This window comes from Halolamina salina (genome assembly GCF_054653455.1).
In genome coordinates this window covers 49,967-68,139 of sequence record NZ_BAAIGE010000004.1, presented here as the reverse complement: position 1 = coordinate 68,139, position 18,173 = coordinate 49,967, and the positions used below count along the sequence as shown (strand labels likewise).

The 18,173-nt window shown below is 60.0% G+C and carries 25 protein-coding genes; 7 read left to right on the top strand and 18 right to left on the bottom strand.

Annotated elements, in window-relative coordinates; all coding sequences use genetic code 11:
• Window positions 1–213: 213 nt before the first annotated feature.
• Window positions 214–954 carry an Lrp/AsnC family transcriptional regulator gene (locus tag ACYQZ5_RS14705; protein WP_379730274.1) on the bottom strand — a complete coding sequence of 247 codons (741 nt, stop codon included), beginning with the start codon at window positions 952–954 and terminating at the stop codon, window positions 214–216.
• A 756-nt stretch (window positions 955–1,710) separates the two neighbouring features.
• On the opposite strand from ACYQZ5_RS14705, the gene ACYQZ5_RS14700 reads away from it, so the two are divergent.
• The 4 genes from ACYQZ5_RS14700 to ACYQZ5_RS14685 all read left to right on the top strand — a co-directional run bounded on the left by ACYQZ5_RS14700 (window position 1,711) and on the right by ACYQZ5_RS14685 (window position 4,913).
• The gene (locus tag ACYQZ5_RS14700) at window positions 1,711–2,061 is read left to right on the top strand and encodes a hypothetical protein (RefSeq protein ID WP_379730273.1); all 351 of its coding nucleotides are present in this window, start codon (window positions 1,711–1,713) and stop codon (window positions 2,059–2,061) included.
• A gap of 1 nt (window position 2,062) precedes the next feature.
• Window positions 2,063–2,506 carry a universal stress protein gene (locus ACYQZ5_RS14695; RefSeq protein WP_379730272.1) on the top strand — a complete coding sequence of 148 codons (444 nt, stop codon included), beginning with the start codon at window positions 2,063–2,065 and terminating at the stop codon, window positions 2,504–2,506.
• A 55-nt stretch (window positions 2,507–2,561) separates the two neighbouring features.
• Window positions 2,562–3,248 (top strand): potassium channel family protein, encoded by a 687-nt coding sequence (locus tag ACYQZ5_RS14690; RefSeq protein ID WP_379730271.1) that lies wholly within the window; start codon window positions 2,562–2,564, stop codon window positions 3,246–3,248.
• A 174-nt stretch (window positions 3,249–3,422) separates the two neighbouring features.
• Window positions 3,423–4,913 (top strand): TrkH family potassium uptake protein, encoded by a 1,491-nt coding sequence (locus tag ACYQZ5_RS14685; RefSeq protein ID WP_379730270.1) that lies wholly within the window; start codon window positions 3,423–3,425, stop codon window positions 4,911–4,913.
• 87 nt (window positions 4,914–5,000) lie between these two features.
• On the opposite strand, the gene ACYQZ5_RS14680 is transcribed toward ACYQZ5_RS14685, so the two are convergent.
• The 8 genes from ACYQZ5_RS14680 to ACYQZ5_RS14645 all read right to left on the bottom strand — a co-directional run bounded on the left by ACYQZ5_RS14680 (window position 5,001) and on the right by ACYQZ5_RS14645 (window position 9,885).
• Window positions 5,001–5,363, bottom strand: coding sequence for a DUF7568 family protein (locus ACYQZ5_RS14680; RefSeq protein WP_379730269.1), 363 nt, complete (start codon window positions 5,361–5,363; stop codon window positions 5,001–5,003).
• A gap of 3 nt (window positions 5,364–5,366) precedes the next feature.
• Window positions 5,367–5,858, bottom strand: coding sequence for a DUF7995 family protein (locus ACYQZ5_RS14675; protein WP_074879733.1), 492 nt, complete (start codon window positions 5,856–5,858; stop codon window positions 5,367–5,369).
• A 104-nt stretch (window positions 5,859–5,962) separates the two neighbouring features.
• A complete protein-coding gene (locus tag ACYQZ5_RS14670) occupies window positions 5,963–6,379 on the bottom strand; it encodes a DUF8025 family protein (RefSeq protein WP_379730268.1) in 417 nt (138 codons plus the stop codon).
• A 74-nt stretch (window positions 6,380–6,453) separates the two neighbouring features.
• Window positions 6,454–7,116, bottom strand: a complete 663-nt coding sequence (locus ACYQZ5_RS14665) for a DUF6735 family protein (RefSeq protein WP_379730267.1) — start codon at window positions 7,114–7,116, stop codon at window positions 6,454–6,456.
• 67 nt (window positions 7,117–7,183) lie between these two features.
• Window positions 7,184–7,564: a hypothetical protein gene (locus ACYQZ5_RS14660; RefSeq protein WP_379730266.1), complete on the bottom strand. Its 381-nt coding sequence runs from the start codon at window positions 7,562–7,564 to the stop codon at window positions 7,184–7,186.
• 91 nt (window positions 7,565–7,655) lie between these two features.
• Window positions 7,656–7,844, bottom strand: coding sequence for a DUF8012 family protein (locus tag ACYQZ5_RS14655; RefSeq protein WP_049908471.1), 189 nt, complete (start codon window positions 7,842–7,844; stop codon window positions 7,656–7,658).
• A 138-nt stretch (window positions 7,845–7,982) separates the two neighbouring features.
• Window positions 7,983–8,864: a biosurfactant protein 1 gene (locus ACYQZ5_RS14650; protein WP_379730348.1), complete on the bottom strand. Its 882-nt coding sequence runs from the start codon at window positions 8,862–8,864 to the stop codon at window positions 7,983–7,985.
• 94 nt (window positions 8,865–8,958) lie between these two features.
• A complete protein-coding gene (locus ACYQZ5_RS14645; RefSeq protein ID WP_379730264.1) occupies window positions 8,959–9,885 on the bottom strand; it encodes a transcription initiation factor IIB in 927 nt (308 codons plus the stop codon).
• A 116-nt stretch (window positions 9,886–10,001) separates the two neighbouring features.
• On the opposite strand from ACYQZ5_RS14645, the gene ACYQZ5_RS14640 reads away from it, so the two are divergent.
• Entirely contained in the window at window positions 10,002–10,583 is a 582-nt protein-coding gene (locus tag ACYQZ5_RS14640) for a DUF8048 family protein (RefSeq protein ID WP_379730263.1), read from the top strand.
• A 3-nt stretch (window positions 10,584–10,586) separates the two neighbouring features.
• Here the strand turns inward: ACYQZ5_RS14640 and ACYQZ5_RS14635 are convergent, their stop codons facing one another.
• Window positions 10,587–11,348, bottom strand: coding sequence for a hypothetical protein (locus ACYQZ5_RS14635; protein ID WP_379730262.1), 762 nt, complete (start codon window positions 11,346–11,348; stop codon window positions 10,587–10,589).
• A 109-nt stretch (window positions 11,349–11,457) separates the two neighbouring features.
• On the opposite strand from ACYQZ5_RS14635, the gene ACYQZ5_RS14630 reads away from it, so the two are divergent.
• Window positions 11,458–12,183: a hypothetical protein gene (locus ACYQZ5_RS14630; protein ID WP_379730261.1), complete on the top strand. Its 726-nt coding sequence runs from the start codon at window positions 11,458–11,460 to the stop codon at window positions 12,181–12,183.
• Between the two features lie 151 nt (window positions 12,184–12,334).
• On the opposite strand, the gene ACYQZ5_RS14625 is transcribed toward ACYQZ5_RS14630, so the two are convergent.
• The 3 genes from ACYQZ5_RS14625 to ACYQZ5_RS14615 all read right to left on the bottom strand — a co-directional run bounded on the left by ACYQZ5_RS14625 (window position 12,335) and on the right by ACYQZ5_RS14615 (window position 15,240).
• Window positions 12,335–13,297 (bottom strand): homing endonuclease associated repeat-containing protein, encoded by a 963-nt coding sequence (locus ACYQZ5_RS14625; RefSeq protein ID WP_379730260.1) that lies wholly within the window; start codon window positions 13,295–13,297, stop codon window positions 12,335–12,337.
• A gap of 222 nt (window positions 13,298–13,519) precedes the next feature.
• A complete protein-coding gene (locus tag ACYQZ5_RS14620; RefSeq protein WP_379730259.1) occupies window positions 13,520–14,386 on the bottom strand; it encodes a DNA-binding protein in 867 nt (288 codons plus the stop codon).
• Window positions 14,387–14,979: 593 nt separating this feature from the next.
• Window positions 14,980–15,240 carry a HalOD1 output domain-containing protein gene (locus ACYQZ5_RS14615; RefSeq protein WP_015299328.1) on the bottom strand — a complete coding sequence of 87 codons (261 nt, stop codon included), beginning with the start codon at window positions 15,238–15,240 and terminating at the stop codon, window positions 14,980–14,982.
• 121 nt (window positions 15,241–15,361) lie between these two features.
• Here ACYQZ5_RS14615 and ACYQZ5_RS14610 point away from each other — a divergent pair, with 121 nt between their 5' ends.
• Window positions 15,362–15,622 carry a MarR family transcriptional regulator gene (locus ACYQZ5_RS14610; RefSeq protein WP_191452461.1) on the top strand — a complete coding sequence of 87 codons (261 nt, stop codon included), beginning with the start codon at window positions 15,362–15,364 and terminating at the stop codon, window positions 15,620–15,622.
• Between the two features lie 2 nt (window positions 15,623–15,624).
• Here the strand turns inward: ACYQZ5_RS14610 and ACYQZ5_RS14605 are convergent, their stop codons facing one another.
• The 5 genes from ACYQZ5_RS14605 to ACYQZ5_RS14585 form a co-directional block, all read right to left on the bottom strand.
• On the bottom strand, window positions 15,625–16,134 hold the full coding sequence (locus tag ACYQZ5_RS14605; protein WP_379730347.1) for a PIN domain-containing protein: 510 nt from the start codon (window positions 16,132–16,134) through the stop codon (window positions 15,625–15,627).
• Window positions 16,131–16,724: a DUF7437 domain-containing protein gene (locus tag ACYQZ5_RS14600; protein WP_095637975.1), complete on the bottom strand. Its 594-nt coding sequence runs from the start codon at window positions 16,722–16,724 to the stop codon at window positions 16,131–16,133. The genes ACYQZ5_RS14605 and ACYQZ5_RS14600 overlap by 4 nt, the downstream gene beginning before the upstream one ends.
• Window positions 16,725–16,773: 49 nt before the next feature.
• Window positions 16,774–17,109, bottom strand: coding sequence for a DUF7558 family protein (locus ACYQZ5_RS14595; RefSeq protein WP_379730346.1), 336 nt, complete (start codon window positions 17,107–17,109; stop codon window positions 16,774–16,776).
• Entirely contained in the window at window positions 17,109–17,399 is a 291-nt protein-coding gene (locus tag ACYQZ5_RS14590; protein ID WP_379730345.1) for a DUF8069 family protein, read from the bottom strand. Before ACYQZ5_RS14590 ends, ACYQZ5_RS14595 begins: the two co-directional genes overlap by 1 nt.
• Before the next feature lie 73 nt (window positions 17,400–17,472).
• Window positions 17,473–18,018, bottom strand: a complete 546-nt coding sequence (locus ACYQZ5_RS14585) for a hypothetical protein (protein WP_379730344.1) — start codon at window positions 18,016–18,018, stop codon at window positions 17,473–17,475.
• Window positions 18,019–18,173: the final 155 nt, after the last annotated feature.

Below are 18,173 nucleotides of genomic sequence, written 5' to 3'. Positions count from 1 at the left end.
GTCGGATAGTCGAATCGCCACCGCACTCTCTCGTCGCTTGCTGACTTCTGGTCGCAAAAGATATCGTCATCCAGATATTCAGGATAGGTCACTCCGGGGGGGTTGTTCTCTGAATACTCTAGGGAGGAAATCATCCACTACCGTACAAAGGTAACTCGCGGTTCAATCAAAGGCCAATGACTCCCACTGGCTTCCCTTCCGGCTTTGCGTATACTACGTTCCAAACGCTTCCAATGAATCCTTTTTCAACGGCGCTTTCGAGAATAGCGCGATAACATCTCCTGGCTGAATTACGGTTTTTCCTTTCGGCGTGAGCACATCCCCGTCTCGTTCGATACCAACGACAAGCATCTCGTCGGCCAGCAAGCCTTCATCGACAGCCTGTTCAATAGTCATATTCGCGATTGTGGCCCCCTCTGAGACAGTAAACTCAACCACTTCGGCGTCCCCCGCGAGACTCATGAAGTCTGTTAGCGATGGTCTCTTCGATACCTTCTCTGGTCCGAACGGGTTGTACGGAGTGTGGTATTCGTCTTCGATTACACTCTCGTCGTCGATTTCTAAGCCGAGATCAGAGAGTTCGTGGGCGATTTGGGTAATCTCATCAGTGTCCGCTCCGACGGCGGTAATTACCAAGTTCGAAGAGCCGGCCATTAACTCTCGAGCTGTTATTACCCCGTGGATTTCCAGAGCAGACTGAGCAAGTCGCTTGCGATCCGGAATAGCGGCCGTACATCTAAATTGGTATGTGACATACCCTTCGATGGATTTGTAATCAATATCAGCAGTGTATCCCTGAAGAATACCCTCCTCTTCGAGTTTTTTAATTCGATTCCGGATGGTTGCTGGGGTCACATCCATCTCTTCGGCGATGTCTGATGTTGCCGTGTTCCGGGCATCTGCTGCGAAGTGGTAGAGGATGCGTTTGTCTATCTCATCAACGCGGTGAGCCATACAGAAGCTACGACCAGCGATAATAAAGCGTCTTCCTTGTTTCCCTCTGGTATTCTATTACGCTTGAGCCTGGCCTCGGGAGAGTACGGACAGATACAATCGAAGACGCCGGGAGTAACTATTTCTCACATCCGCTAGTGTAGTGACGCTAATACAGTCATATGGCACATCCGAAGCAGTCCGGCTCCAAAACCAAACCCAATGAAAGAAGCAAGAATCGAGATCTCGTTGTGAATTCGTCCCTCTCCTTCCGTAAGGAATGCAAGGCCGATCAGGGAACCCGTCCCGATGCAGATCACGGTTCCCGAGAGGAATCCAAGCCATGCAAAGTAAACATCATCTGATAGTGACAGGAATTCGAACGATGGCGACCACAACCCCACTGAGATTGCGATAGAGCCCCCAATTAGGTACACGAAGAAAGCGAAACCAATGGGAAGAAACAGCGGGATTGACCAGCGGGCGGCAATTACACAGACTCGTTCGATGGTTTTTACAGCTCGCCCGCGTAGTGATTTCGTTGGAAGATCAAATTCGTCAGACACGGATGGTGACCCCATCTACCACTCCCTAAGTTTGGCCTGGTAATTAGATTTCGGGAGGCAAAAATAGAGTGGCTGAATAATTCCCCAAAGCGAAATAGAATGCCAATATTTATTGCGCGACGAAAACTCTTCATACGGTAGCCAGACTCTGCAACAGTAGCCCCGTAGTCCACCCAGCCGGACGAAAAACGGCAGTGATTCAATACAACGTATGACTTCATCTGATATCGATCCTCCGGACGATCTCCCTGAAGGACTTATTACTGCACTTGAAGGCCGCAGTGATCGCGAACTCAGGGAGATTATCGATTACGCACAGCAACTTCTTCGAGAGCATCCGTCGATAACGGATGCAATCGAATCGCGCCCTGGGGAGGAACTCGTTCGTGTAGAGGATCACGGCGCGTACACAATCGCTGTCGTAGAACGACCGGATGAAACGGGTGAGGCACGCGGTCCGTTCGCCTACAGAGTCAGATGGGGACCCCATATCGACGACGAGGGGGGCCGGTACAAATGGCACTATCTTGGGAAAGTCAATGAGGACGCCGGAGGCGATTAAGATGACTACATCGTTCTTCCAGCGGGTTATTGTTCCAGTTGCCAACCGTGATGACGCCACGGCGACGACAGCTGCACTCCGTCCATATATTGAGGGGTCGGATTCGACTGTAATCGCCGTCCACGTAATCGAAAAGGCTGGTGGTGCCCCTGATAAAGCATCCGTCGAGCAACGTGAACAGCGTGCCGAGGAGATTTTCCGAATCGTTGCCGATGAGTTCGACGACTCGGGGATTGTCCTCGAAACGAATCTCCGCTACGGAACCGATATCGCATCGTCGATTATGGATGCGGCCCACGACAGTAACGCCAGTGCAATCGTCTTCACTCCTCGTAGGGGGAGCCGCTGGCGCAAGCTGTTGACGGGTGACGTCACCCACAACCTCGTTCAGAGTAGTGACATTCCGATTCTGGTTCTACCAGACCGAGAGGTGAGCGAAGCGTGAGTGTACCCGACGCCAGTCGCGCGAAACGTCAATAAACGGATAATTCATATTACACATGTACATCATCATCGTTGGAGCAGGTGACATCGGATCGCCACTGATCGACATTGCGACTCGGTCAGGCAACGAAGTTGTCGTTATCGAACGAGACACACAGAAAGCCGACGAGATCGCCAGTGAATACGACTGTATGGTGCTGAATGCGGATGCAACTACGAAAGAGACGCTCGAAGACGCCGGTGCGGACCGTGCCGACGCGATCATCTCGACGACCGATCAGGACGCGACCAACGTGATGGTCTGTCTGCTCGCCAAAGAACTTGAGATCCCGGCAATTACGTCAGTCGTGCACAACCCGGAGCACATGAACCTCTTCCGCCAGATCGGCGTGAACACGATCGAAAACCCGCAACAGCTAATCGCTGGCCACCTCTACAGGGCGGTCGCCAGGCCAGCAATCGTCGATTATATGCGGATTGGCGAGGAGGCCGAAGTCTTTGAAATCACGGTCACAGAGGATGCACCGATTGCTGGAAAGACACTCAACGAAGCAGGTGAGGAAGGGTTGCTGCCAGATGATGTCTTGATCGTTGCTATCGGTCGAGAAACCGAAGACAAGCCATTAACGCCGCGTGGCAACACCCAGATCAAGGTAAACGATCTACTGACAGTCTATTCCGGGACCGGGGCCGACCCAAAACTCACCGATCTCTTTGGTCACTACGAGGACAGAGAAATATAATTGCTCAGAGATAGTAATTTGGTTAATCTCTCCACTAGTTGACTCGATATACGCTGATGATAAGTCTGAAAACTAAAGCCGTTCATTCGGCGTCCTAACTGACGATTCATGCTACGGGTAAACACAAGAGCTGTCGGACACGACGTTGGTCGGATCATACAGGCTGTTTCGCTAATGTCGGCGATATCCATCATCGTCGCAGCCGTCAACAGCGAATTCTACGCAGTTCCTGCCTTTGGTGTAACAGCGGTGATAATGGGTATCCTCGGGACTGGACTCGTCTGGCGATACCAAGACCCTGATCCGCCGGAGAAACGGGACGCAATGGTCACAGCAGCGACCGCGTGGGCCGTTATCGGTGTTCTCGGCGGCTTGCCGTTCTTGCTCATCGCGTGGACGATCCAGATTGACCCGTTTCCGGTCTGGATGAATACCCCACCGATGGACGGCACGACGGCCATTTTCCTTCAGCCCCTGGACGCGGTATTCGAGAGTATGAGCGGCTTCACCGGGACAGGGCTCACGATGGCTGCTGTTGAAGAACAGCTGCCGCGGTCGTTGCACTGGTGGCGGTCGTTCATCGAGTGGATCGGCGGCGTCGGCGTCATCGTGCTGACCGTCGCAATTCTCAGTCGGGGTGGTGGAACCAGTGGGTCATATACGCTCTACGAGAGTGAAGCTCGGTCGGAGAAGATTCATCCGAGTATCGTGACGACTGTCAGGGAGATCTGGAAGATTTTCGTGGGACTCACTCTTGGGTCAATCATCCTGTTCTTGTTGGTCGGGATGCCGCTATGGGACGCGATCAACCACGGAATGACCGGGATCGCAACCGGTGGATTCTCCGTCCACGCGGCGTCGATCGGACACTACGACAGCCCACTAATTGAGTACGCGGTCGTGCCTGTGATGTTCGCCGGCAGTATTGCGTTCCCCATCCACTATCTGATCTACAAAGGCGAGGTACGGAACTTCTACGCTGACCTACAGACGCGGTGGGTGTTCATCTGGTTTACGGCCGGCTCACTGGCGCTGATAGGACTCCTGTATGCGAATGGCCAATACAACACATTCGAAGAAACAGTCAGACTCGGTCTGTTCCAGTTCGTGTCCGCGGTCTCGAATACTGGGTTCGGTACTGCGACGATCGGTGAGGGGACGGAACAGGTCTGGAGTGCCGGCGCGACACTGTTGATGTGTCTCGGAATGCTCACCGGTGGCGCAGCTGGGTCAACGACAAGTGGCCTCAAACTCGTCCGAGTGATCACACTAGTCAAGGGGACAGCCTGGCAGATTCGAGACGTATTCAGGCCATCGACTGCGGTTCAGTATCTCCAAATCGGTGAGCGACGACTCGACGAAGACCAGGCGCAACGTGAGTACACGGAAGCAACTGTCGTGTTCATCCTCTGGATTGCGTTCTTGGCGATCGGTGTTGCCGTCTTACTCCGCGTTCTCTCACCGGCTCATCCCCTTGAGTACGTCATCTTCGATGTTATGAGCGCACAGAGTAACGTGGGGCTGGACTCCGGGATTACCGGTCCGACGATGCCGGATACGGCCAAAGCAATGTTGATTATCAACATGTGGGTCGGACGACTTGAAATCATCCCGGTTGCAGTACTGCTTGGTTCGATCTTCCAGCGACTCAATCTATATCGGTAGATGGAATCTAAGCAGTTTTGACTCGTCTGTCCCTATTTCAGGAACTCTACGACATTACGATTTGAATTGAATCGGTTGGCGACGTTATCACTCATTCCGATACACGATCTGTGAGGGGGCTTCGTACCCACAGTCGGGGCAATCGAACCACCGCTGGACCTTCCTCCCGTCTGCTGCCTTCTCGCCGAGGCGAACGTCGTCGTTCGGACACTCCGGACAGCTGAGGTCCGGAGACGGCCGCTCCCGGAGCTCGTCACGGAAAGACGTCGCATCCTTCGTCCCGTATCCCTGCGACCAGACCGGGTAGCCGTCGACGAGGATTGCCCCACGCCATTTGTACCGGTAGGAATCCGGCGCTCGATGCAGGACGGCTCGCGCACCGGTCTCTGTGTTCCGATACGCGAGTGTCGGCGAGCGGCTCTCGCGTCGCCAGTTGGTGATGTGAGGCATTATTCAGAAGTGGACGTCAGCGGGTACGATCCAGAGCTCTTCACTCTCCTCGAGGAGTCGATCCAGCTGTCCACGGTGGCGAATGCCGGTTCCGTGTTCGGTGTACAGGAAGATCGTCGGGCCGTCGTACGCACCGACCTTGTGGAAGGCATGCCGGGCGAGGTCCTCGTCGCGCATGATCTCCTCGTCTGAGAGCTCGTCGATGGCCTCTTTCACCCGGTCGAGATTCCGCTCGAATTCCTCCTTCGTCGCCTCCCAGCCACGCTCGAGGAGATCCTGGCCGTCGTCAGAGTCGACGGGGGCTGCAGTCGGCAACTCTCCCCAGCGCGCCTTCCCCGCAACGGACGTGTCCTCCTCGTCAAAGGTCACGTAGTAATCGAAGACGGCGCCGGCGTGTGGGTCCGCGCCGACCAGTCGGTCGAACACCGTCTTTCCGGTGGCCAGCGCGTCGTCGTGCGTCGATGCCTCTACCAGTGCGTAAATCACCATATGCATCTCGAACACCTCGAAACGCCGACGCACCGGGAATCGTTGCTCGCTCCAGCTGCGCCGGCACCCATCGCCGGCGCTCGAAAAACTCTCCTCGTGACGGCGGATTCTCAGGATTCGTCCGCTCGTTCGACAGTGATGGTCAGGTCGCCCGATTCGTAGTCGGCCTCGAAGTCGACCGCGAACGCATCCGCCTCGTAGGCGGCGTGGTAGGCGCGGTGGCGTTCGAGCGAGCCAGTCGCCTTGAAGTGGAAGAATGCGGCCGCCGTGTAGGGCTTGCTCTGTGTTTCGACCTGCGACTCGACGGATGCGGGGAGCGCGATCTGGGGCGTCTCCGTGTCGATACTCGCAGCGAACTCTTTCGCTTCATCGACGGTTGCTTGCGAATGTGCCGGTGTCTCGCCGGTGAGCACGTTCACCGGAGTTTCCGTCTCGTCGGTGAACAGGACATCTTCGAAGGTGTGTGTTCCGAGGATCGCTTCGGGATCCAACTCGCAGTCGTGAAACGGGTCGTCCTCTGAGGTCATCGAATCACGAGCCTACGGCGGGGCTCACCCATTCTGACCCCTGAAAAACAGGATCTGCCACGAAGCAGATCGAACTAGGAGTGGTTCAGGCTCGCCTTCTCGAAGGGTGACTCTCCGGTCGGAATGAGCAGCTCCTGTCGGTCTCCGACTCGCTCGGCCAGCTTCCGTTTCAGGTACTGTCTCGCCGTCGACGGCGTGAAGACGCCCTTGTCGAGCATATCGCCGACGACGTCTTTGAGGGCCGCGAACTGTCCCTGGAGGTGGCCGTCGCCGACCGACTCGCCGTCGTACCAGCGCACCGTCGCGAGCGCTCCGTTCCCGACTGTTTCTCCCTGCTCGACCGTCTCAGAGTCGTACTGGAGGCCGAACCACAGCGTCCGATAGGCGGTCACCTCGAACGTCGTCGACACCACGAAGAACGCCTCGTGGTGGAGGTAGTCGAGATGGTCAGCGACGATCTCGTCGAGGGTGAGCCCGGTGGCGCGGGGCTTCGGTTCGACGACCGTCGACGGTCGATCCTCGCCGGTGAGGTAGCCGTCGACCGCATCTGCCTCGAGGCCATCGGCCAGTTCCGCCAGCAGCTGTTTCGCCCACTTGGAGTCGGTGTCGTCGCCACCGAACGGCGACTCAGCCGAGATTCGGCGCTTGAGCTTCAGGTTCGCTGCGCCCCAATGGCTGTAGTGGAGCGTGTACTGTTCGTCTGTGCGTTCGTACGCAACGAGTGCGCGGTGGCCCATCGAGCAATCACCTCACGGGGCGACCGCGACTGGATCGCCCCGCACCCCTCTCGGGGGACGAACAACGCTACTCGTCGATCGGGTCAGGGGAACTGAGGTCCGCGTGGAGGACTTCGCCATCGCGAACGACGTACCGCTTGGCCAGGACTGGGAAGCGGCACTTGGTGAACCCCGCTGTTTGGATATCGAGTTCCTCGTCAGCTTCGAGGTGGTCGGCGAGTTCTCGCAGGAATGCGTGAGTCACGATCCCGCCCTCGTAGTCCGGCAGGCCGTTCTCCCGCGCCTCGTACACCTCGAAGTCGTCGTACCCCCAGATGGTGAGCTCTCCGTCTTCGGTCACCTCCCAGTCGAGCGTCCCGAAGCAGTAGCTCTCAAAGAGCTCGCGGACTGCCTGCGGATCCGATACGATCGCGCCAGTCGACGTCGTCGCAGCTTGCAGTGTCGCCATGTCTGGACTTCACGGGGTCGCCCCCGCACCCCTACCGGGGGCGATAAACCGACGTGAGAGGTGCCTCCCGAGGCGTGGCCGACGACGCCAGTTAGGAGTCTGCGTGGGCGTCCGCCCCGGCTCCGTCGCCCGGCCGCGTGAGAAGGCTCACCTCTTCCAGGAGGTCTCTCGCGGTCTCAACTCGCTCTCGATCCGCGTCGTCCAATCGGTCGACGTCGAGTCGGTTGAGATTGCTGAGTATACGATGCATCCGGTAGCCCTGTTTGAACTCTTGCTCCATCGGAAGCGCCTCACCGCTCGCCGGCGCGGAAAGACCCACCATCGAGACTGGCGTCGGGCTTGCAGAAGATTACGGCCTTAACCAACGAACCTCGACGCTACTCGCAGGGTGTTGGTTAATCGCCGCCGAGCACTGGGGCTACTCGAGACTGGGTCCGTAGCGAGCCGAGCCACACACCCGGCACTCCCAGATCGGTTGCCCCGTCCACGCCTCATCCGGGTCCGACTCGTGGGTCTTGAACCGATGGTCGGTCGCCCGTCCACAGGTTTGACACTCGAGTTCCTGCGTCGTCGGTACCGACGACGCCTGGCGATCAGCCCCAGCTTCGCCAGTAGATTCGGTCAGCGCCATCGCTGGAACCAGCCACACCACGTCGTCAGCGTCGTCGAGGACCGCGTCGAGACGCGACGCGTCGCGGATGCCGTCCCCACGCTGATCGTAGAGCCGCGTCGTGGCCTGCTCCTGACGCTCCGACGCTTCCTGCCCGTGCCACCCAGCCCGGTCACGGACGGCACTGAGAAGCCGTTCTCCCTCCTCTGACGACACCTGTATCGCATCGGGGAGTGAGGGCCATTGCTCGGCCAGCTGGCGCGCCGGCGCCTCGTCGAGGTCGTAGATGAGCGTGTAGTCGTCGACGGCCGGCTCCACCTCGTTGGCGGAGAGAAGGTTCGCCGCGGCGCCGCCCTTCGCGACGGCGCCGTAGAACGTGGTCGACTCGACGACCAGGTGGACGATGCCGAGGCACGTCATCGACGCTGTCTCGTTCGTGCTAGTGGCGTCACTCCCGAGATGGTTAGTGAGACAGAACCGGCATTTCGTCTGGCCGTCTGGGACTGACGCCCCACACGACTTGCACTCGCCATCGGCGGCCGTCGGCGCATCAGGATAGCCACCAGCGCTCGTCGCGACGCGTTGCCGCCGGGGGGCACCCTCACAGCCGTCGTCCAGCCTCGTGTCCGGAATGTGGGACGCCTCGCCGGTTGGCCGCAGTTCCTCAAAGTCGGAGTAACGACCGTTCATAGAGTAGTCTACAGAGAACATGGCTCGTCTTCGTGTTTAAATCGTAGCGTGGATAGAACGATGTGCAGTACAGACGGAGAGACAGTGGACTGCGTCAGGCGACCTGTTCCTCCAACGTATCCCGGTGTGCCCGGACAGTCGCCTTCGAGGCGTTCGCCACGTCCGCGGCCTCGGATTGCGTCAACCATCGGCCCTCCTCGCGACCGGCCTTGTAGAGGCAGGCCGCGGCGAACCCGGCCGGATGGACGCCCGTTGTGACGCCGCTCTCTTCGGCCTGCTCTGCGAGGGTTCGGGCCCGCTGTCGGATCTCGTCCGGACACTCGAGGTCCGAGGCGAGTCGCGGCACGAACATGCTGGGAGAGACGGGCTCAGCGGGGAGGCCCAGCTCTTCGTTCAGCGTTTTGTACGCGTTCGTGACTCGCGATTCCGCGACGCGGGCCATCTCGCTGACGTCGTCCACTAACCGCGAGAGGCCGTTACACCGGCAGGCCCCGTAGACGCTGGCCGCGGCGATGGCCTCGATGGATCTGCCACGAAGCAGATCCTCGTTCTGGGCGCTCCGGAAGAGCTGACACGCCTGGTCGCGGACCGAATCGGAGAGTTCGAGGGCACTCGCCAACCGACGCACCTCGCCCAACCCGTGTGCGAGATTCCGTTCCGCTTTCGACCGCCAGCGCCCACGGGTCTGCTCACGGCGCATCCGCGCGAGTCGCCGTCGCTTCTGCCCAGAGATCTCGTTCCCCTTCGCGTCGGTGCCGCGACCGATTTCCGTCGACAGGCCGCGATCGTGGCGGGCCGCAGTGAGGGGAGCACCCGTTCGCTCGCGCTCTTCGTCGTCGTACGCCCGCCACTCCGGCCCGTGATCGATACGCTGTTCGTCGATGACCAGGCCACAGTCCTCGCAGACCGTTTCGACCGCGTTCGTGGTGACTCGGCCGTCGCACTCGGGACACTGGTTCGCACTCGATTCTGTTCGGACGTCTTCGTCGAATCCGCTCTCGTAGATGTCTCTGGTTGCCATTTTAACTCACCTCTGTCTGGGACACCTCCTTCTGAGGGCCCCATCCATCAGGGCCAAAACAAACTACAAGTTGTGTTGTGGTGGGGTTATAAGTAATTCCAAACAAGAGGTTGGGTATGGCTCAGGAACGGCGTGTTCATCGAGGGCAAATTCAGCAGGTTGCTGCCGAGACCTCTGTGTCAACGTCGCGGCTTACGGAACTCTTGGAACGGATCGCCGACGTGACCGTTATCGATGATTACCTCGGGAAGGCGTGGCGCGATTCTTCATCGACGGTCGAGCTAGCATTCCAGAATCCACCGAGTGACTTCGTCTTCGCTATACCTGATTCTGAGTGGTCAACCATTTTCGAATCGATCGATGTGGAGGAGGACGAGGCGACTGCAGCGAAAGAGTGGCATTCCATCCGCGCACATGACCTTCTCACGTCCAGCGGGCGCTCTCATGAATTGGAGGAGGGTCACTCATATCTCGTCGTACCGATTCAAGATATCGAGGTCTGGCGACGTTCAAGACTCGTCCTATCCTGGTGGTTCCAAGAGCTGGCAGAGGATGGCCTCACCCCACCTGAAATCCTCGACTATTGGATGACCGAAGAGCTAGGGAACGCCCCGAAAGAATGGGCATCCCAACGTGATGTCCACCCTGAAGCGGTGCGAAAGAATGTCCGACAGGCCAGGGAGAAACTCATCGAGTAACGCTTACTCTGATTCTTGCCTGAATTCCTCAGAGTACTCATTTCGGCGCGTTGCAGAGTCGGTCTTGAATCCTCGCGGTTTAATGATGGGCAGCTCTGGGTCGTAGGGGGACGCAACCCCGTAGGTGTCGTCTTCAGGCTCGTTCTGATACGTCTCTCGGAGATCGGCTCGATACCGGTCGTCCGAATAATAGAGGCAGAGGACTGCATCCGGTTTCCTGTTCGGAATCGTTGGGACCTTCGCAGAGTCGAACGGGCGAGACTGAAATTGCTCGACGATGATGTCCTCGAGGACGCCCGTGTCATCTGGTGTGAAGAACAGATATTTTCCGTGGTCAGTCGTTTCAGCCAACGATCGTGGCCGGTCATCTGTCCGCTCCTGGATGCTGTCGGTCGTATGGTACCAGACCCACTGACGGGAGGTTGATCGACTGATTCCATCTGGTAGTTCAGATGCAGGCTGGAGTGAATCCGGCCGTACCGAGTCCCTTGCTTCGATGACGCCCTCGACGTACTCAAGAGCCTGCTGCCGGTAGCTCTCCGTTGGTTCTTCCGGGACTGCGGCTAGCTCTTCTTCGTGGTCGTAGTCCGGCAACTTGGTGACTGTCGGATGCGGGTTCTTCGGCGGCTTCACCCGTTCGAACCACTCCGATGTACTGTCTTCCCGGAGCAATCTGGCGAGCTCTCGAAGTTCCGGATCAGAGACCCGACCCACAGGGGCTATTCCAGTGGGGGCTGTTGGCCAGGAGACGTCTGTCTGATTCATACTTTCGTTATCAAGTCTACCCCGTCAAAAGTATTCACGACCGGGAACACTGACAGCTGAACTCAGACACTTCACTTCGATTTAAATATCCAGACTTGGACAACCCGCTATGTCATCTAGTGGTACCAGACGACTTGCCCTCGATATCGAGACGATCAGCCCGCACCTCACGCCTGATGACGATCCTGACTGGGAGGATCCGGAGGATTTCCAGCTCGCGGCAATCGGATTCGCGTATGACGGTCCCGAAGCAGGCGGCCGCTTACCCCGAACGCAGATTCTCACTCGGCGCGCTCCAGGACTTGCGTCCGAACTGGATCTACTACGACGGATCAATGCTGAGCTGTGGGCCTACCAACCGGACGAGATCGTAACGTATGCGGGCGATTTCTTCGACCTGCCGATGCTGAAAAAGCGACCCGTCTATGCTGCTGACGGCCCTGCCGGTGACGGGCTTGCTGGCGATCTGAAGACTATCATCGAAAGTGCCGAATCTGTGGATTTGGGGGACTTCGCAGCTGAGGCCTACGGGTATGGAACTGGACTCGACGACCTCATCCAGCATCAGGAGGTCGGGCTCCGACGGACGTTCTTCGACGACTACACTCATGAATTAGATCTCCAGAGGATTCGCCCGACTGATGCAGACACCGACTACGTCGATAGCGGCGACATCCCTGGAATCATGGAAACGTGGCTCCACGCTCGTTCGGACAGCCACGACGATATTGGTGCATGTAATCTCGAGCATACGGAGCGAATGCTCTCGGACTACATCTTGGGCGATATCGAACACCTCATCACGCTCTCGCACAGGATACCCTTCAGCGAGTAAAGTCGTGGCTGCGCGCGCAGCGAAGCGAGCACGGAGCGGAGGGTGGGGCGGCGGGGCTTGGGCTGGTCTGGCAGTAGTAAATCACCAGGTCACCGCTCACCTTTTCGCCATTCAATCAGAAACTCGTCCGAATGGCCGGCGGTTGCGAGACTCATCTCGTATCGAGCCGTAGCGGTGATGCCCGCTCCCAGAGATGATGGTGCTCGGCACACACCGTAACGAGGTTATCCAGCCGGTTGGCCCGCTCGAAATCCACCTCACTCTCGTCGTCGCCGAAGGCGCTTAGCGGTCGGATATGATGTACGTGGAGTCCTCTCGTGAATGTCTCGCGATGCGCCTCCTCCGTCCACTCACAGCTCGGCGTTTGACAGGTGTAGTCGTCGCGTTCAAGCGCTTTTTGTCGTTGCTCGTCCCAGTTGTCCCCGTACTCGCGCCATTCGTGGACTGGTTGTTCTTTCCAGTTGTGATGGTCTTGGCCGGCTGGACGGCCAACCGGTTCGTAGCCGGCAGCTCGGATCGCAGCTTGCCAGCCCTCCCAGCGAGTAAAGTAGGGTCGATGCGAGAACTCCCCGAGGTCTTTCATTTCCTGCGCTGTTGGGACCTTTCCTAATTCGTCGGCAAGCCGATGGATCTCTTCGAGTAATTCCGCATCCGAGATCCGATGCCGATGGTTGGGGTCGTAGCCTGCTGCTTCTAGCGCTTCGTTCCAGCTCCCAAAGCGATTCTGTGCGATTGTGACCGTGAACTCGCCCTCCGAGCGCATGTCGGCCGCCGTTGGCGGTGTCTCGTCCTCCGTTGCGAGCCGTCTGATTTCGTCGATGAGTGCGTCTTTGGATACCCGGTGTTGCTTCACCGGTTCGTATCCGGCTTTCTGGAGTGCCTCTGCCCAGCTGCCGAATCGATTTTTGTACGTTCCAGCCGAATACGCTCCCGACGTATCCATCTCTGTGGTCGTTGGCGAACGGCCTAGCTCGTCTACAAGCCGGTCGAGCTCGGCCAGTAACTTCGTATCAGAGATCCGGCGGCTGTGGCTACTGTTGTGGCCGCCCAGCGCGTCCCTAGTGTCGAAGGACTTTCCACAAACACCGCAGGTTAGATCTCCTTCACCCGTCATCTGTCTACTCCGGAGCGATTGTGCGCCCGCACCCTTCTGGGGGCTCGATAAACTCGCCCAAGTCGCACACTCCTTCCCTCGGTTTGCCGGATAAATGTTGGATAGGTGAGCGAGGTCGTGGCTGCGCGCGCAGCGACGTAGGAGCGAGCACGGAGCGGAGGGTGGGGCGGTGGGGTCTGGGTTGGTCCGGCACACAGCAAAAAAGAGGGTTGCCTCGACTGGCTATTCTTCCCACCACCGACCGCGCTCCGGGAACTCGATTCGCGACCACCCGGTCAGCGCGATTGAGCACCGGCCTTCGTACCAGTTCTTGGCTGCTGCCCGAAACCGGACCGTTTCGCCTTCCCGCACCACTGTCTGCTGCGATTTCTCCCAGCAGGTGAACTTGATTTTCCCGCTATCATCCGCTATCAGCCCGACTTGCTGGATGCTTGAGGAGGAAGGCTCCCAGAGCGTCTCGATGGTTCCTTCGACCGTCACCTCACCGACCGGGACGTCCGGCACGTCCGCGATGGGCACGATCGCCCCCGGCGCCGCCTTCAGTTCCTCGAAGGTCTCCAAGACCGCCTTCGTGACGTCCCGCCCGCGCTGCACCTTCTCGGCCAGTTGCTTCGCGACGACCGCTCTCGACCAGCCGCCCGTCACCTCGTCGCTGATCCGCATCGCCTGCTCGTTGACCTCCGCGAGTTCGTCTTGCGTCAGTTTCTCTCGGGGATCCGTGCGCTCCGCCGGCGCCGGCTCGTCACGGCCACACTGCTCGCTGACGACCTCCCGCGTGCGCTGCTCGCGACCCTCCTGCGTTCCCAGCTCGGCCTGGGCACTGATGCGCTCCAGTTCGGCTTCCCGCGCCCGAATGCGCTCCTCCTGTTCGAGGGTGACACCGTGAATCCGTTCTTCGCTCGTGTCCGCGATCCCGTCCGGGTGGTTCGCATCCACCTTCGCCTGCGTCTCCTGCTCGACCGCCGCCTCGAACTCCGGCGTCTCGTCGACGACCGGGAAGCCGTCTTCATCGACCGCCTGACCGCCCGCTTTCTCGAATGCCTGTTCATCGACCGAAACGACCTTTCCGCTAGCGTTGTTACTAGACATTGGAATCACTCACAAGGTGATTTCCGACGAAGGCGCTCACGCGCCGACACCGCGATGCTCCAACATCGCGGTTTTCCGACGACAACGACCGACAGAACCATCTGCGCGCTCTCGCTCGCGCCTTCGCGAGCGCCCTACCGGGCGCGAGCGAGAGCGCGCCTGCATGAGGTGGCTCCAACCAGCACCGCGCGCCGACCCGCCCGGAGCGAGCGGCCAGCGGAGTAAGCGTGGGGGGTGAGCAGCCACGCCGCGCAACCCCCCACGCTTACCCGCTGGCGCCGAGGGCACATGCACTTTAGCCCGGAACGGGCGCGGGCGGTGCGGAGAGCGCCCGCACGCCCGGAATGGTCGGTCGCGAGCGACGCGGAGGGCGGCAGCGGCGAGCGGGGCGGGCCGGTACGTACACATCTGTCGAGCTGGCCACGTCGCTCGGTGCGTCAGCTACCGACCTGGCGGACTCAGAAAGGGCGAGACCGTCTCGGCCGTCCCCCGACCCCGCAAGCACCGCAGGGACGAGGCGCGCAGCGGTGGTCGCGGGACGTCGAGCGGTCGAGGGCTTTCAGGAACGATCCCTATCTCGGACCCGCACGTCGTTATTCGCCGACGGACTGGGACTCGTCCTCGACGATGACGTCCACACCGTCCGGTGATACTTCGAGCGGGATCTCATCGACAGTAAACTGAACGGTGATGTTCTCATCGGCGGAGGCGATCACCTGTTCGAGCGCATCGGGGTCAACGTAATCGTGGAGCTGGTAGGAATCGTCCTCGAGTCCACACGTCTCCAGTGTCTCGATGATCTCCACGAGGAGGTCCCTAGAATCATCCGAACTGTCCGATGGAGAAGAGTGCATCTGAACGCTCGGGGCTAAGAGTTGCAGGCTTGTAAAAGGTTAAGAGTCAACTACAGGAGCGCACCGATTTGCTACTTGACTTAGCGCGTTCGGGATAGTGTCGGCGCAACCAGAAGCGATTATGCGCTTTGACGCCGACTGGATGTCTCGTGCCGATGACCGCATTCTAGAGCATCTTGCTGAAGCCGGCCCCGATACCCCAAAAGAAATGGCGGACAGTGACCGGGTTCGCTTCTCCCGTCAACACATCAATGCCCGCTGCAAGACGCTGGTCGAATACGGCCTCCTCGTCCACCTCGGCAACGGCGTCTACGATATCACGCGAACGGGAGAGCAGTATCTCGCCGGCGACCTCGACGCTCGTGACCTCGACCCCGAATAGCGTCAGCTGTCGCCGGCGACCAGGTCCTCGATGAACCGGAACCCGTTCACGAACGTCACCGAGTCACCGTACCCCTCACTCGCGAGTACGGTTTCGGCTCCCTCGCCGGCCGCGATGTCGGTCGTGTAGATGTACACCTCGGTCGCCGTCCCCGCACTGAGGTGCTGGGCAGCTAGGGCGGCGAGGGCGGCGTCGGCGCGTTCGACCTCGTCGGCGGGTCGGTCGTCGGCGTTCGCGATGTACCGCTGGACGCCATCCATCACCCGCGAGACGACCGACTCGGAGAACTCCAACGGTGGCGCAACCGTCGCCCAGCCCTCGTCGATCGCGGTGTCGATGGGTGGAGCCTCGACGTCGGACTCGTCGACGGTCAGCTCCTCGTACACCCGTTCGGGCAGGACGAAGGTGACGTCGTTCCGGCGAGCGAATCGCCGAACAGCCTTGTACCGGCTGTTCGACGGCTGTCCCATCGCGACGAACAGGCCGGTGTCGGCGATGTGGAGCCGGCTCACGCGTCGTCAGCCGCGTCGCCGACGTCCAACTCGTCGAGTCCTGCCCCTCCCTCCTCGATGTCGTAGTGTTCGTGGACGACGGGCCGGAGCGCCTGCAAGATCATCTCCGCAGCCAGCGGCGAGATGTCCAGATCCTCAGCCATCAGCCGGTGGGTCACCTCGCCGCGTTCACGGGCGACGGCGTAGGTGAGCGCGGTCGCGAGGCCGGCGACGCCGTGGCGGTCGATGTAGGTGTCGATGTCGGCGTCCGTCTCGCGGCGGCCAACGGCGTCGATCAGCGCCGGCGTGATCGTGTACTCGCGGTCGCCGGCAGCCGTCGTCACGGTCAGGTCGATCTCCCGAGCAGCGTACCGGCGCGGCTGCTCGTCGTCGGTGACGTCGACGACGCCGGCGTCGACGAGCCGGTTGACGTAGCTGTAGGCGGTCCCCTGGGCGAGCTCGAGGTCGTCCATCACGTCCTGGACGGTTGCCTCGCCCTCCCGAGCAAGGTACGCGTACAGCTGGGCGAGCTGTGGCTCCTCGAGGAGGTCCGCGACCGAGAGGAAGTCCTGGACGATGTCGCCGTCGGCGCGGTTTGAGGTGCGTGACACGATTCCTTCTTGATTACAGTTTACAGCGAATCAGTAAAGAGTGTTGGGGTCACTCCGCCGGCGCCGCGACGAGATGCTCCTCGAGGTCTCGCGTCCAGTACGTCGCGAGCCCACCCGGACTACAGCGGGCGCACAGCTGCAACGGGCCTTCCAGATGCCCGAGTTCCACCCGGAACCGCGTGAGTGCCGCGAGCGTATCGACGACCAGCCCACAGCCGTCACAGGCGACGTGATCGCGCTCGTCGGGATCCAGCCGCGTCTGAATCGCACAGTCGACACAGATCGGGTGGGTGACCCGCTCGTCCTGCCCCCAGGTATGGGCCTCGCCAGTCTCGGTACCAGGCGGGGCCTCACAGAACGCACAGCCAGTGATCGTCTGCTGCATCACTCGCCCTCCCAGTCGGCGTCGCGGCCAGCCGTCCAGCCACGGTGGAAGACGGCCAGCTGCGTCGATGAGTCGAACGCGGCGCCGCTCGGTTCGTGAACCAGAACTTGGTCTTCGGGAACCGGAGTGACGACGTCCGCGTCGACGAGGTCGCTGACCAGGCGTTGGGCCGTCGTGTCGTCGACGTCCGCCGTGTCGACGTCGGTGGCGTCGCGGTCCTGGGCGAGCTGTTCTTTCTCGAACCGTTCGTAGTCGCGACTCGTGTCGTCGTGCGGATCGGGACCAGGCATGGTGAGTCACGCAGCGCACGCTATTGCGCGCTGCACGCCTCCTGGCGCCGATAAACAGTCAGGGCCGACAGTATCAGTCCGGTCGCGGGTCTCGATAGCCGATGACGGCGACGTCGTCGATGAACAGGACGCCCTTCATGAAGTCGAGCTTGGTCAGACTGTGCTGGTACAGGTTATGCCGACCCAGGTAGTTTACTGGTACCACCAGACAGCCGAACTCGATCTTTGGCCGGCCGTCCTTCTGGGTGCGGTACCCTTTCTGGAACTTGAGGAGGTCGTCGCTGACATTCTTCCGCTCGCTCTTCTCGACCTCGATGGCGATACGGGCGTCGGCGTCGTAGAGATCGACGCTGTAGTTAAACCCCTGATGCGACCAGAGCTTGCAGTTCGGGTTATAGCCGCCGGCGGCGTCCCCTTCGTACTCGTACTGCGAGAGCTTGTCGGCGATCGCGGCATCGAAGCCGCCGACCTCTGTGTGCTTCGTCGAGCCGTCGAAGACGCTTGATGGGACGGCCTCGACGGCTTCCCGAATCGACGTCAACGAATCATCCGGAAACACCTCGGACGAGGTTTGGGTACGGCGCTCGCTCAGTTTGGTGACCTCCTCGACGACGACCATACTCGCTCTCGACGAACAGTGCCCGGATAAAACCCGTCGCGACCGCCGTTCGAGTCGCCCGGCCGCCAGGATGCACTCACTCGAGGAGTCGGGCGGTGGGTGGGGGCGAGGGAGTGGATCCAGCCCCAGAGTTAACCAACACGGTGTCGGTATCG